The following is a 13,502-nucleotide window of genomic DNA, read 5'->3' as shown; positions in this document are numbered from 1 at the left end:
ATTTGCTCAGCGCATTTACCGCATCAGTGATCACGGAGGATACATGACATACAGGGTCAGCAACTTCATCAACGGCCAGCTGCAGGAGAGTCGCAGCGAGCGCCAGGGTGCCATCTTCAATCCCGCCTGCGGCAAGCAGCAGGGGAGCGTGGGGCTGTCGAGCGCCGCCGAGTGTCAGGAGGCGATCGCCATCGCCGAGCGCGCCTTTGCCGACTGGTCGCAAACCCCGCCGCTGGTGCGGGCCCGGGTCTTTTTCCGCTTCAAGGCGTTGATGGAGCAGCACAGGGACGAGCTGGCCCAGCTCATCAGTCGCGAGCATGGCAAGGTCTTCTCCGATGCGCAGGGTGAGTTGACCCGTGGGCTGGAGGTGGTGGAGTTTGCCTGCGGCATTCCCCATCTGCTCAAGGGGGAGCACTCCCTCAACGTCGGCCGCGGGGTGGACAGCTACTCCATGATGCAGCCGGTCGGGGTTTGCGCCGGTATCACCCCGTTCAACTTCCCGGCCATGGTGCCGCTCTGGATGTTCCCGGTCGCCATCGCCTGCGGCAACACCTTTATCCTCAAACCCTCCGAGAAGGATCCCTCCCTCTCGCTACGGATGGCCGAGCTGCTCAAGGAGGCCGGTCTGCCGGACGGGGTGCTCAACGTGGTGAACGGTGACAAGGAGGTGGTGGATGTGCTGCTGACCGATCCACGGGTCGGTGCCGTGTCGTTTGTCGGCTCTACCCCCATCGCCCAGTACATCTACGCCACCGCCTCGGCGCACGGCAAGCGGGTGCAGGCGTTGGGCGGCGCCAAGAATCATATGGTGGTGATGCCGGATGCGGATCTCGATCAGGCAGTCTCCGCCCTGATGGGGGCAGCCTATGGGGCGGCGGGCGAGCGCTGCATGGCCATTTCGGTGGCGGTGGTGGTGGGTGACGAGACCGCCGATGCGCTGGTGGCCAAGCTGACACCGCTGGTGGAAAAACTGCGGGTGGGCCCGGGGCTGGGCCAGAGCCCGGAGAACGAGATGGGGCCGCTCATCAGCAAGGAGCATCTGGCCAAGGTGCGCGGCTACGTGGATCAGGGGGTGGCCGAAGGGGCCGCGCTGCGGGTCGATGGCCGCACGCTGAGCCACGATGAGGGTTACTTCATCGGGGGCTGCCTGTTTGACGAGGTGACGCCAGAGATGCGCATCTACCGCGAGGAGATCTTTGGCCCTGTGCTCTCCATCGTGCGGGTGCCGGATTACGAGACGGCGCTGCGCCTCATCAACGAACACGAGTACGGCAACGGCACCGCCATCTTTACCTGTGACGGCGACACCGCGCGGGACTTCACGGCGCGGGTGCAGGTCGGTATGGTAGGGGTGAACGTTCCCATTCCGGTGCCGATGGCGTTTCACAGCTTTGGCGGCTGGAAGCGCTCCATCTTCGGGCCGCTCAACATGCACGGGCCGGATGGGGTTCGCTTCTATACCCGGATGAAGACGGTCACGGCGCGCTGGCCCCAGAGCCTGCGCAGTGGTGCCGAGTTCTCCATGCCGACCATGAAGTGACGCGCTGGCGTGTGCTCATGGCCTAACCTCTTGCCCCCGCCGGTCGTTGATTGGCGGGGGCGAACTCTGTAAAGGAACAACAGATGCGATTGGGAATTCTCGATTGTGACCGGCTCGATCCCGATCTGGCGGATCGTTTTGGCCCCGTTTACTCCGAGATGTTTATCAGGGGCTTTGCAGCCCTGGCCCCCGAACTGGAATTTCGGGTCTGGTCGGCTCTCGATGGAGAACTGCCGGAGGATCTGCACGAGTGCGATGCCTGGCTTATCACCGGCTCGCGCCACGATGCTTACAGCGATATCCCCTGGATACAGGCGTTGCGAGCCTGGATCCGCCAGGCGCACGATGCCGACGTCAAGCTGGCCGGTGTCTGCTTCGGCCATCAGGTGATCGCCCAGGCGCTGGGTGGCGAGGTGGTGAAGTCCACCAAGGGGTGGGGGCTGGGGGTAGCGGTTCATCCCATGCTGGCGGATGCCCCCTGGATGGCGCCGGCGCGGGATCAGATCCGCATTCTGGCCAGCCATCAGGATCAGGTGGCGCTGCTGCCGCCGGGGGCGACCCGACTGGCGGGCAACGATTTTTGTCCCAACTTCATGTTTTTGCAGGGTGATCACATCGTCGCCATTCAGGGGCATCCGGAGTTCTCGGTGGAGTACAACCGGGCGCTGATCGAGCGGCGCCGTGGCCTGTTGCCCGACGAGCGCTACCAGAGCAGCCTCTCCTCGTTGGAGGGGGAGGTGGATTCGGCGACCATGATGCAGTGGCTGCTGCAGTTTCTGGGGATCCTGCCGCTGCGGGCTGGCGCGGCCTGAGCCCGGTTTGTCAGCCACCCCTTCGGATGCTAGATTTTGTAGCAAAATGAAGGATCAAGCGCTGAGATGTCGGGATCGGATGGTACACTGGCCGCCCATGTGGCGGCCTGTTTGTATGGCTTGATTGCCGTCCCGGCCTGAGCCAAAGCTGTCTGAGCCAAACCAGTGTGAGAGTGTGACGCCTTGAAACTACAGCAATTGAAGTATTTGATCGCGATCCGGGACCACAACCTCAATGTGTCCGTGGCTTCTGATGCGCTCTTCACCAGTCAGCCGGGGGTCAGCAAACAGATTGGCCTGCTGGAGAGCGAGCTGGGGGTGCGGATTTTCGAGCGCCGTGGCAAGCACCTGCACCGCATTACGCCGGTGGGGGAAGAGATCATCAAGTGTGCCGAGGCGATGCTCAATATCGAGAGCAAGATTAAGGCGATCTCCCGCGAGTATCTGGACCCGACCGTGGGCACCCTCAATATTCACACCACCCACACCATCGCCCGCTACCTGCTGCCCAAGTCGGTCACCTACTTCACCAAGAAGTACCCCAAGATCTCGTTCCACCTCCATCCGGTGATGTCGGCGAGCAAGGAGCAGATCAGCAAGGGTTACTCCGATTTCTCCATCGTTGCCCACGAAATTGGCTTCGACAAGGAGCTGATCGCGCTGCCCGCCTACCTCTGGACTCTCTCGCTGGTGGTGCCACAGGATCACCCGCTGGCCAAGGTGAAGAAGCCGACCCTGGAGCAGCTCTGCCACTATCCGATCCTCAGCTACGAGAGTGGTGCCACCGGCCGTCAGGTGCAGGACGAGGTATTCCATGCCGCTGGTCTCACCCCGAGCTACTACATGACGGTGATGGACGCAGGGGTGATCAAGCGCTACGTGGAGCTGGGCTTTGGCATCGGCATCATCTCCTCGCTGGTGGCCAACGACAATGACACCCCCGGGCTGGTCTCCATCAATCTGGAGCACCTGTTCAAGCCCTGCCCGGCGCAGATCTGTTTCAGTAAGAGCATCCTGCTGCAGAACTACATGTATGACTTCATCAGCTCCTTCTCGCCCCACCTCACCAAGGAGGTGATCCAGAGCGTGATGCAGCAGCCGAGTCAGGCGCGCATCGACGAGCTGCTGGCCGGGGTGGAGCTGCCCATCTATTGATCCCGATCGGATTCCCGATCGCTGCCGGTTGTCTCTTCTGTCAGGCTGGGCTCTACTCGGGGTTCAGCCTGTCTGTTCTGGGCTATCTCCATCGTCCGAGGTCTCTATGTCCCGCATTTTGCTGCTTGCCAATCTCAACTGTGATCATGTGCTCTCGCTCTCCGAACCGCTGGTGGCAGGGGCCCGGCTGCAATATGTGGATCAGGGGCGCAGGCTGGGAGGCGGCGCGGCCAACACCGGCATCGGGTTGGTGTGGGCGGGCCACGAGGTGACCATCGCCTCTCGCATCGGGCTGGATGAGACCGGTGACTGGCTGCTGGAGCAAGCGGCCGGTTACGGGCTGGATTGCAGCCATGTGGAACGCTTTGGCGGCGAGACCGGCGAGCTGCTGATCCTGGTGGACTCCACCGGCGAGCGCACCATACTGCGCCGCCCGCGGCGTCCCGATCAGCCCGGCGATCTGCCGCTGGAGGGGGTGGATTGTCTCTATGTGAACTATCCCGGCACCGCCATCATCAGCTACATGCGCCAGATGCTCGGCAAGAGTTTCGTGGTGGCCCAGTATCCCAAAGGAGGGCAGGCGCGCCGCCCGTGCCATGTGCTGGTGGCCTCCCGTTCAGATCTCGGCGAGGTGAGTGACCCCTGGCAGCATGCCCGCCAGCTGGCGGGGGAGCAGCTCGAATGGCTGGTGCTGACCGAGGGCAAGGCGGGGGCCGTGGCCATCCACGGTGACGAGCAGATCCGGGTCGCCGCCCGGCCCGTCTCGGTAGTCGATACCACGGGGGCGGGAGATGCTTTCGCTGGCGGATTGATCCACGGACTGGCGCGGGGCATGGCGATCAAGGATGCGCTACAGTGCGCGGTGGACTGGGGTGCGTTTGCCGTCGCCTCCGAGAGCTCCATTCCCTCGGTCGCCCTGAAAAACTGGCTGAAACAGCCCCATTGAACCACCTCTTTGACGGTCGATTGAGGGTCGGATCGCGGGCCATATGGCGGCTTGTCGCAGGGGTTTGGCGAGGGGGTGGGTCAGGAGATTTACCCGCTATAAAGCGGGTAAATGCCGGGCTAACCCGGCAAGTTTGCGATCAATCAAAGAAAGTGTCGATTTATGTGCATCTTTATCGACACCCGGTGGTGCTGCTCTTAACCTGTCACTCCGCAACTCGGATTAAGAGACAGGCCCTCTCTGGCAAACAGAGGGGCAAACAGAGGCAAGCCGGTTGTCTCCTGCCTCTTAGCTCAATGTTGTCGTCCTGATTCCTGGCTTGTAGTAAGAGGCAAGTGCGACCATGCAATTGACACGATTTACCGACTACGCCCTGCGTACCCTGACCTTCCTGGCGGTTCAGCCGGGCGATCGTTTGTCGACCATTACCGAAGTGGCCGATACCTTCGGCATCTCTCGCAACCATGTGGTCAAAATTGTGCACCAGCTTGGCATCAAGGGGTACATCGAGACGGTACGCGGCAAGCACGGCGGCATCCGCCTCGGTCGCTCTGCGGTCTCCATCAATTTGCGGGATGTGGTGATGGACATGGAGCATGTGCTCTGTCCGGTCGACTGCAAACGCGAGAACTGCCGTCTCTCCGGCGGCTGCCGCATTCAGGGCATCCTGCGCCGCGCCATGAACGCCTTCCTCGAAGTGCTGGGCGAGTACACGCTAGCCGATGCGGTGCGCGATCCCAACCGTCTCTGCCACCTGCTGGGTATCGAGCAAGAGACTATTGTGACCATGGCCTGACAAGGCGCGGAATACCGAACAAGATGTGAAAGGGGCCTGATGGCTGTCTCTTATACACAAATCCCCAAGCATCGCTTGGGGATTTTTTTGAACCTTTTCCCTTCTCCGTGATCTGACTCTTTTGCCATCCCTTATCACGGCTCTAATATGCATCTCACCCAACTCGAACAATGGGCATTCGACCAGTTTGGCCATGCCAATCTCAAGGACCCCAGACGCACTGAACGTCTCGTCAAACTCGCCACCGCCCTTGCTCAACAACCCGGAGATTGCGTGTCACAACTTCCCCTCTCACCCGCCGACATGGAAGGCTCATATCGCTTTATTCGCAACCACCATGTCAATGCCGATGCCATTGCTGATGCAGGCTTTGCCACCACCGCAGCCCTAGCCAGGGACTACGACCTGTTGCTGGCACTGGAAGATACCACGGCCCTGACCTTCAACCATGCCAGCGTCCATGATGAGCTGGGGCACACCAATCAAGGCAGTAGTCGCGCTCTGCTGGCTCACTCCGTCTTGTTGTTTGCTCCGCATAAATCGCAGGTGGTCGGCATGATTGCACAGCGTATCTGGACCCGTGATGTCAGCAAGCGGGGAGAGAGCCACCGGCATGCCACCCGGCCTTACAAGGAGAAAGAGAGTCGCAAGTGGGAGGAGGCATCCGTGGCCTTTGCCGCCCGTCTCGGCACTCAGATGGCCAACGTTATCTCGGTCTGTGACCGGGAAGCGGATATCTACGAATATCTGCATTACAAGCAGAGCAACCAACAACGCTTTGTGGTGCGCTCGATGCAAAGTCGCTGTATCGAAGAGCATGACCACAAGCTCTACGACTATGCCCGGCAGTGCCACTCTGCCGGCACCAAGGTCGTCAAAATACCGCAGCGGGGCGGCAGAAAAGCCAGAGAGGCCGTGCTCGACATCAAGTTTACCAAAGTCACCCTAAAGGCTCCGGCCAACAAGCGTAACGAGCCGGATATCCCGCTCTACTACGTGGGATGCATTGAGCAGGGCGATGCCTCTGACCGGCTGGAGTGGCACCTGCTGACTAGTGAAGCCGTGACCGACGATGCACAGGCCCGCAAGGTTATCGGCTATTACGAGCGGCGCTGGCTTATCGAGGATTATCACAAGGTCTGGAAGAGTGCCGGCACTCGGGTAGAAACCTTAAGGATGCAGAGCATGGATAACCTGAAGCGGATGTGCGTCATCTTGTCGTTTATCGCGGTGCGTCTGTTGCAATTGAGGTTTATCAACGAGGAGTCATCGGCACAGAATCAAAGCTGCGAAACGGTGATAGGCCCGACGGGGTGGAAGCTGCTTTGGCGAAAGGTAGGGAAAACGCCGTTGCCAACCAAGGTGCCGGATATGAGATGGGCGTACCGGAGCCTGGCCAAGCTGGGGGGCTGGAAGGACACTAAACGAACGGGGCGGGCTTCAATAGCGGCATTATGGGAGGGCTGGTTTCGACTCCAGACCCTCCTGGAAGGCTACGAACTGGCGCAGTCTCTTGAGCACCAATAGTTGTGATCAAGAGACAGCCTGATGGCCCCTTTTGCTTTTGTACGCAGCTGGTTTTTAACGACTGCCAGGCTGGCGGATCAGGGTGATGGCGCCGTGCAGGCAGGCGAGGCCGCAGGCACCGCAGCCATTGCAGGCATCCATATTGACGTTGATGCCGTCGGCGGTGGCCTTGATCGCCTGCTGCGGGCAGGCATCTTCACAGAGCAGGCAGTAGAAGCCCTGCCGTGCCTGACAGCTCTCCTCGATCTGGACCCGGGTCTGCACCTGCCGACCCAGTTGCAGGTCGAGGGCGCCGGTGGGACAGGCTCTGGCACAACTGCCGCAGTAGCTGCACTGGCCGCAGGCGAGATCGAGTACCGGGGTGCCGGCGATGGGGCTCCCCTCGTACTCCTCCAGGGTGGCCGGTTTGAGCAGACCGCGCGGGCAGGCTTTGAAGCACTCGCCACAGCGGCTGCAGAGGGAGAGGTACTGGGACTCCTCGATGGCCCACGGCGGGCGCGCTTCATGGCAAACCACGGCGGGTTTGCGGGAAGCTTGCCAACCTTGTGTCAGCCAACGGAGGAAATAGTGAGTCATGCTCGCCCCTGATACCTATTAGGGGTTAATTTTATCGAAGTTTCGGCAAGCAGGCCAGAGAATAGCGGCCGTCAGGATCGCAAGCGCAGTTGCCCTTGTGTAAGCTAGGCGGGTCTTTTTACGTGGTTGAATGAAAACATATGTGGCTATTTCTCTGGCGTGCGTCCCTGCTCTATGTCTTTCCCCTGCTGATGTGGGCCTACTGCCGCATCAAGGATATCGAGTTCGCCGAGCTCGATACCGGCGTCAACACCCACAAGTGGGTGGTGTTGGCCGCCTACCTCATCTACGTGGTGATCTGGATTCTGGTTAACCGCTATCTCGAACTGTTCCTGCGTCAGCGGAGCCGCAAATGATCGACCCCGGGCTCTGGGGGATCTTGCTGCCCGCCGCCGTGCTGGCCCTCGGACTTGGCTGGTTGATTGGGCGGCGGGCGACCACGGCGCAAGCTCAAGAGCTGATGCTGGCGCAGGAGCGGCATCAGGCGCTGCAGGATCGCTTCGACGAGTTGCAGGATGAGCGGATGCAAGGCCAGCAGAAGCTGGATCAGCAGCAGACCCTGCTAATCAAGCTCACCGCCCGCCTCAAGGATGCGGAGGCGACCCTGCGCAGCGAGCGGCTGGCCGCCGTCGAGAAGCTGCAACTGCAACAGCAGGCGGAGCAGCGCCTCAGCCAGCAGTTCGAGAACCTCGCCAACCGGATTTTCGAGCAAAACTCCGGTAACTTCCGCGAATTGAACCAGAACAGCCTCGATCTGCTGCTCACGCCGTTCAAGGAGCAGCTCGAGGGCTTCCGCCGTCAGGTGGGGGAGACCCACGCCCAGGAGACGGCCCAGCGCCACAGTCTCAAGTTCGAGCTGGAGCGCCTCGCCGAGCTCAATGCCCGCATGACCGAGGAGGCGGCGGCGCTGACCCGCGCCCTCAAGGGCGACAGCAAGCAGCAGGGCAACTGGGGGGAAGTGGTGCTGGCACGGATCCTCAGCGAGTGCGGCCTGCGCGAGGGCCACGAGTACCACACCCAGGTCAATATCGAGGTGGAGAAGGGCAAGCGCTACCAGCCCGACGTGATCGTCCACCTGCCGCAGGAGAAAGACATCATCATCGACGCCAAGGTGTCGCTGACCGCCTACGAGCGCTGGTACAACGCCGAGGACGAGCTGGAGAAGGCGGTGGCGCTGAAAGAGCACGTCGCCTCGGTGCGCAACCATATCCGCGAGCTGGGCCGCAAGGATTACCAGCAGCTGCCCGGGGTGCGTACCCTCGACTATGTGCTGATGTTCGTGGCGGTGGAGCCCGCCTTCCTCACCGCGATGGAGGCCGATCCCTCGCTGGTGCGTTACGGCCTCGACCATAACATCCTGCTGGTTAGTCCCACCAACCTGATGGTGGCGCTGCGCACCATCGAGAATCTGTGGCGCTACGAGCGGCAGAACCAGAATGCCCGCCAGATTGCCGAGCGGGCCGGTCGCCTCTACGAGAAGTTGCGGCTGTTTGTCGAGGAGATGCAGCAGATGGGCGGCAGCCTGCACAAGGCGCAGGAGAGCTACGACAAGGCGATGGGACGGCTGGTCAACGGCCGTGGCAACCTGATTGCGCAGGTCGAGCGTTTCCGCGAACTGGGGGTAGAGGTGACCAAGAGCCTGCCCGAGCCGCTGGTGGAGCGGGCGCTGGAGCGTGACCAGGAGCGGGAGTAGTTTTCCCCGGTACTGCCATCAGCCAAGGCCCAAACCCTGTTTGGGCCTTTTGCTATCTGCCAGCTGGCCGAGTGCTTACCCATCATCAGAAATCCGCAAAGCAAACGGCCCACCGAAGTGGGCCGTTGTTATTTGCAGTGCCGGTGTGGCTCAGCGGCTGGCGGCACGGGCGCTCAGCTCGGCCTTCTCGCTATCGCTCAGGAAGGCCAGGGTCAGGCCGTTCTGCTGGGCGGTGCGGATCTCGCTGGCGGTCATGCCGGCGGCCGGAGCGGCCACCTCATATTCGTGGGGCAGGTCGATCCCTTCCACCGCCGGATCGTCGGTGTTGAGGCAGGCCAGCACACCGGCGGCCAGGAACTGGCGGATCGGATGTTCGGTCAGGCTCGCTACCGTGGTGGTCTGGATGTTGGAGGTGAGGCAGGATTCGATGCCGATGCGGTGTTCGGCCAGATAGGCCATCAGGGCCGGATCCTGAATCGCTTTGACGCCGTGGCCGACACGCTCGGCGCCCAGCTCGCGAATGGCCTGCCACATGCTCTCGGGGCCAGCGGCTTCACCGGCGTGCACCGTGACGCGCAGGCCCGCATCGCGCACCTTGCGGAAGTGGTCGACAAAGAGTTCGCCCGGGAAGCCCAGCTCGTCACCGGCCAGATCGATGGCCACCAGCTTGTCGCGGTGAGCCAGACAGGCGGCCAGTTCCTGATTGCACTGCTCGGTGCCGAAGGTGCGGCTCATGATGCCGATCAGGTTGGTCTTGATGCCGAAGTCGCGGCTGCCAGCGGCTACGCCGTCGATGATGGCTTCCACCACGCCCTGCGGGTGCAGCTTGTGAGCCATCGCCATATAGGCCGGGCTGAAACGCAGCTCGGCATAATCGATCCCGGCGCGTAGCAGATCTTCCACGTTCTCGTAGGCGACCCGGCGGCAGGCATCGTAGTCGGCCAGCACCGCCACACCCCAGTCCAGCTTCTTCAGGAAAGCAACCAGACTTGGCTCGTTTTCGACGATCTGTACGTGGGGGCGCAGCGCCTCCAGCTCGAAGGCGGGCAGCGCGATATTGTGTTGGCGACCCAGCTCGAGGATGGTTTGCGGGCGGATGTTGCCGTCCAGATGGCGGTGCAGGTCGGTCAGGGGGAGAGATCTGTCAATCATGGGGGCGCCCTCGTCGAGTCAGGTTTGAAAGCCTGCCATTCTAGGCGGGGCTTTCAAAAAAGATACCCCGTTTACAGCTAAACGGGGTGCTTGCGGGTGGTGATTTTTCAGGGCGTGATGGGAATCGTTTTTCCCGGGGACTCAGGATAGATCGAGTTCCTTCAGCTTGCGGGTCAGGGTGTTGCGACCCCAACCGAGCAGGCGCGCTGCCTCCTGCTTGTGGCCGTGGGTGTGCTCCAGCGCGGTTTCCAGCATGATCCGCTCGAACTGGGGCATGGCATCGGCCAGGATATCGATCTCGCCCAGCGCCAACTTGCTGGCCACCCACTCCTGCAACTGCTGCTGCCAGCAGCCAGGCATCGCCGGTTGACCGGGTTCGGCACTGTTGGTGATGGGGGTGAGCAGCTCGGCAGGCAGGTCGCCGACCAGCACCTCTTGCCCCGAAGCCATCACGGTGAGCCAGCGGCAGACGTTCTCCAGCTGGCGCACGTTGCCCGGCCAGGGCAGGCGGCTGATATAGGCCTGGGTATCAGGGTGCAGGCTCTTTGCCTCGACGTTCAGCTCCTTGGCGGCGCGCAGCAGGAAGTGGCGGGCCAGCTGGGGGATATCCTCACGACGTTCCTTGAGGGCGGGGATGTGGATGCGGATGACGTTGAGGCGGTGGAACAGATCTTCGCGAAACTCGCCATCGGCCACTCTTTTCTCCAGATTCTGGTGGGTGGCGGCGATGATTCGTACATCCACCTGCACCGGCTGGTGGCCGCCGACCCGGTAGAATTGGCCATCGGCCAGCACCCGCAACAGCCGGGTCTGCACATCCAGCGGCATGTCGCCGATCTCGTCGAGAAACAGGGTGCCGCCGTCGGCCTGCTCGAAGCGGCCATGGCGGATGTTGTTGGCGCCAGTGAAAGCCCCCTTCTCGTGACCGAACAGCTCGGATTCGATGAGATCTTTCGGGATGGCCGCCATGTTGAGGGCGATGAAGTTCTTGTGGGCGCGCGGGCTGTGCTTGTGCAGCGCATGGGCGACCAGCTCCTTGCCGGTACCGCTCTGACCGTTGATCAGCACCGAGATGCTGGAGCGCGACAGGCGGCCGATGGCGCGGAACACCTCCTGCATCGCCGGTGCCTCACCGATGATCTCGGGCGTGGCGGTGGCCTCTTGCTGGCGAGACTTGCGCTTGGTGCGCTGCTCCTTGAGGTGATTCTCGGCGCGGCGCACCAGGGTCACCGCCTCGTCGATATCGAACGGCTTGGGCAGGTACTCGAAGGCGCCGCGCTGGTAGGCGTTGACCGCGCTGTCGAGATCCGAGTGGGCGGTCATGATGATGATGGGCAGATCGGCCTGACGGCGGTGGATCTGCTCCAGCAGGCTCAGGCCGTCGATGCCCGGCATCCGGATATCGGAGAGGATCACATCGGGCGAGCGCAGCTCAAGGGCGTGCAGCAGCGCTTCGCCATCGGCAAAGCTCTCGCAGTTGAAACCTTCGCTGCCGAGAGTGCGCTCCAGCACCCAGCGGATAGAACTGTCGTCATCGACGATCCACACTTTGGCGGTCATGGGGTTCCCTTACTTGCGAAGCGGTAGAAAAATGGTGAATTCGGTGTGACCCGGCCAGCTGATGCAGTCAATCCGCCCCTTGTGCTGGTCGATCAGGTTCTGGGCGATGGAGAGGCCGAGCCCGGTCCCCCCCTCCTTGCCGGTGATCATCGGGTAGAACAGGGTGTCGCGGATGGCATCGGGAATGCCGGGGCCGTTGTCGATAATCTTGATCTCCGCTGCCAGCCGGTAACGCTGGCCGTGGATGGTGATCTGGAACGCGGTGCGAGTCTTGATGCGGATAAGCCCGGTCTGCTCGCCCAGCGCTTCGGCGGCATTGCGCACTATGTTGAGAAACGCCTGCTGCAGCTGATCCGGCTCCATCTCAAATTCGGGAATGCTGGGATCGTAATCCCGCTCAATGCGAACCGAGGGCGGCAGCTCCAGCTCCACCAGTCGGCGTACCTGTTCCAGCACCGAATGGACATTGTGCATCTGGTGGCGGCCGGGGCGCTGGGGGCCGAGCAGCCGATCGACCAGTACCCGCAGCCGGTCGGCCTGCTCGATGATGATGCCGGTATATTCGCGCAGCGCCGGGTCCGGCAGCTCTTTTTGCAGCAGCTGGGCCGCGCCGCGCAGTCCGCCGAGGGGATTCTTGATCTCGTGGGCAAGGCCGCGCACCAGCTCCTTGGCTGCCAACTGCTGGGCATGTTGCTGCTGCTCTTGGCTGATCTTCTTCTGTTGGTCGATCTTGCGCAGCTCCACCACCAGCAGGCGCTGTTCGTGGTCGGCCATCGGGGTGGCGCTCAGTTCCACCAGTCGCGGTTCTCCTTCCACCACCAGGGTCACTTCGCTGTCGGTAAAGCCTTGGCCTGACACGAGGCACTGCTTGAGCCGCTGCAGATCGAGGGAGATATGTTCCAGCAGATGGGGCAGTTCGATGCCGATCAGCCGGCGTTCACTGAGGGAGAGCAGCTGTTCAGCTGCCGGGTTGACGAACTGGATGCAGAGCCGCTCATCCATCAGGATCACGGCGGTCAGCAAATTATCCAAGAGTGTTTTGGCGTTGTCCGAGCGGGTTGGCACAGGTTTCTCCCTAAAACGGTGCTACACACCTGTTATGCACCGATATGGTGCATAGAGTTTACCCGCATCGGTGCGCTATATCACCCCTAGTCGGCTTTGGGGGTGGGTTTGGGAGCCGGCGTCACGCTCGCTCTATGCAGGTAAAAGGTGACTGCACTGGATTTAGCAAGGATCGTACCGTCTTTGGCGAGCAGCTCGAGCTGCGCCTCGTGGGCGCCGCGATCAACGTTTTCGACGCGGATCGACAGGCTGTTGTTGACGATGGGGGCGGCCTTGCCATCCAGGATCAGGCGCACATCATACTGGGTCGGTGGTTTCGGACTGATATTGCCCTGAAAGACGATGTTGCCGGTGTTGTCGCGCAGGGTGCTGCCCTGTTCCGGGGAGAGCAGTTCGATGGCCAGCTTGGCGGCTTCTTTTTCCTTCTTGGCATCGGCGCCGGTCAGGCTGTTGAAGTTATCCACCTGCACCGATCTGGGCGCACTGCTGCCCAGCAGCGGGGCGACCCGCAGATCGACCTCTTTGGCGTTTTTGCCGGGTGGTGGTGCATCCGAGTAGTGGGTGATGCCATTGCCATCGACCCAGGAGTAGACCTTGGCCGCATCCGCACCGAACGAGGTCAGCAACAGGAGGGTGAGCACCCCTATACCACGCTTGTTGTTCATCCATCTCTCCTTGAC

At 61.8% G+C, this 13,502-nt stretch carries 13 protein-coding genes; 8 read left to right on the top strand and 5 right to left on the bottom strand.

Going from position 1 to position 13,502, the window contains the following annotated elements:
- The first annotated feature begins 43 nt into the window (after positions 1–43).
- From NMD14_18655 to NMD14_18630, 6 genes are all read left to right on the top strand, one after another.
- Positions 44–1,540, top strand: a complete 1,497-nt coding sequence (locus tag NMD14_18655) for a CoA-acylating methylmalonate-semialdehyde dehydrogenase (protein XEI32690.1) — start codon at positions 44–46, stop codon at positions 1,538–1,540.
- Positions 1,541–1,623: 83 nt separating this feature from the next.
- Entirely contained in the window at positions 1,624–2,352 is a 729-nt protein-coding gene (locus NMD14_18650) for a glutamine amidotransferase (GenBank protein ID XEI32689.1), read from the top strand.
- A gap of 183 nt (positions 2,353–2,535) precedes the next feature.
- Positions 2,536–3,507 carry a LysR substrate-binding domain-containing protein gene (locus NMD14_18645; GenBank protein ID XEI32688.1) on the top strand — a complete coding sequence of 324 codons (972 nt, stop codon included), beginning with the start codon at positions 2,536–2,538 and terminating at the stop codon, positions 3,505–3,507.
- A gap of 106 nt (positions 3,508–3,613) precedes the next feature.
- Positions 3,614–4,453 (top strand): PfkB family carbohydrate kinase, encoded by an 840-nt coding sequence (locus tag NMD14_18640; GenBank protein XEI32687.1) that lies wholly within the window; start codon positions 3,614–3,616, stop codon positions 4,451–4,453.
- Positions 4,454–4,796: 343 nt separating this feature from the next.
- Positions 4,797–5,249 (top strand): Rrf2 family transcriptional regulator, encoded by a 453-nt coding sequence (locus tag NMD14_18635; protein XEI32686.1) that lies wholly within the window; start codon positions 4,797–4,799, stop codon positions 5,247–5,249.
- A 147-nt stretch (positions 5,250–5,396) separates the two neighbouring features.
- Complete coding sequence (locus NMD14_18630) at positions 5,397–6,776, top strand: IS4 family transposase (protein XEI32685.1); 1,380 nt, start codon at positions 5,397–5,399, stop codon at positions 6,774–6,776.
- A gap of 54 nt (positions 6,777–6,830) precedes the next feature.
- Here NMD14_18630 and NMD14_18625 read toward each other — a convergent pair whose 3' ends face one another.
- Positions 6,831–7,352 (bottom strand): ferredoxin-type protein NapF, encoded by a 522-nt coding sequence (locus NMD14_18625; GenBank protein XEI32684.1) that lies wholly within the window; start codon positions 7,350–7,352, stop codon positions 6,831–6,833.
- 140 nt (positions 7,353–7,492) lie between these two features.
- Between NMD14_18625 and NMD14_18620 the strand changes: the two genes are divergently transcribed.
- Together NMD14_18620 and rmuC are read left to right on the top strand one after the other, a co-directional pair.
- The gene (locus NMD14_18620; protein XEI32683.1) at positions 7,493–7,708 is read left to right on the top strand and encodes a hypothetical protein; all 216 of its coding nucleotides are present in this window, start codon (positions 7,493–7,495) and stop codon (positions 7,706–7,708) included.
- Positions 7,705–9,045 carry a DNA recombination protein RmuC gene (gene rmuC / locus NMD14_18615; protein XEI32682.1) on the top strand — a complete coding sequence of 447 codons (1,341 nt, stop codon included), beginning with the start codon at positions 7,705–7,707 and terminating at the stop codon, positions 9,043–9,045. Before NMD14_18620 ends, rmuC begins: the two co-directional genes overlap by 4 nt.
- Before the next feature lie 150 nt (positions 9,046–9,195).
- On the opposite strand, the gene add is transcribed toward rmuC, so the two are convergent.
- The 4 genes from add to NMD14_18595 all read right to left on the bottom strand — a co-directional run bounded on the left by add (position 9,196) and on the right by NMD14_18595 (position 13,487).
- Entirely contained in the window at positions 9,196–10,197 is a 1,002-nt protein-coding gene (add, locus tag NMD14_18610) for an adenosine deaminase (protein ID XEI32681.1), read from the bottom strand.
- Positions 10,198–10,338: 141 nt separating this feature from the next.
- Positions 10,339–11,757 carry a nitrogen regulation protein NR(I) gene (glnG, locus tag NMD14_18605; protein XEI32680.1) on the bottom strand — a complete coding sequence of 473 codons (1,419 nt, stop codon included), beginning with the start codon at positions 11,755–11,757 and terminating at the stop codon, positions 10,339–10,341.
- Positions 11,758–11,766: 9 nt separating this feature from the next.
- Positions 11,767–12,822, bottom strand: a complete 1,056-nt coding sequence (gene glnL, locus NMD14_18600; protein XEI32679.1) for a nitrogen regulation protein NR(II) — start codon at positions 12,820–12,822, stop codon at positions 11,767–11,769.
- Between the two features lie 86 nt (positions 12,823–12,908).
- Positions 12,909–13,487 (bottom strand): DUF4124 domain-containing protein, encoded by a 579-nt coding sequence (locus tag NMD14_18595; protein XEI32678.1) that lies wholly within the window; start codon positions 13,485–13,487, stop codon positions 12,909–12,911.
- Positions 13,488–13,502 lie beyond the last annotated feature (15 nt).

Origin of the sequence: Aeromonas veronii (genome assembly GCA_041319085.1) — a bacterium.
GTDB classification, from domain to species: Bacteria; Pseudomonadota; Gammaproteobacteria; order Enterobacterales; family Aeromonadaceae; genus Aeromonas; species Aeromonas veronii_F.
This window is presented reverse-complemented; position numbering and strand designations above follow the sequence as displayed.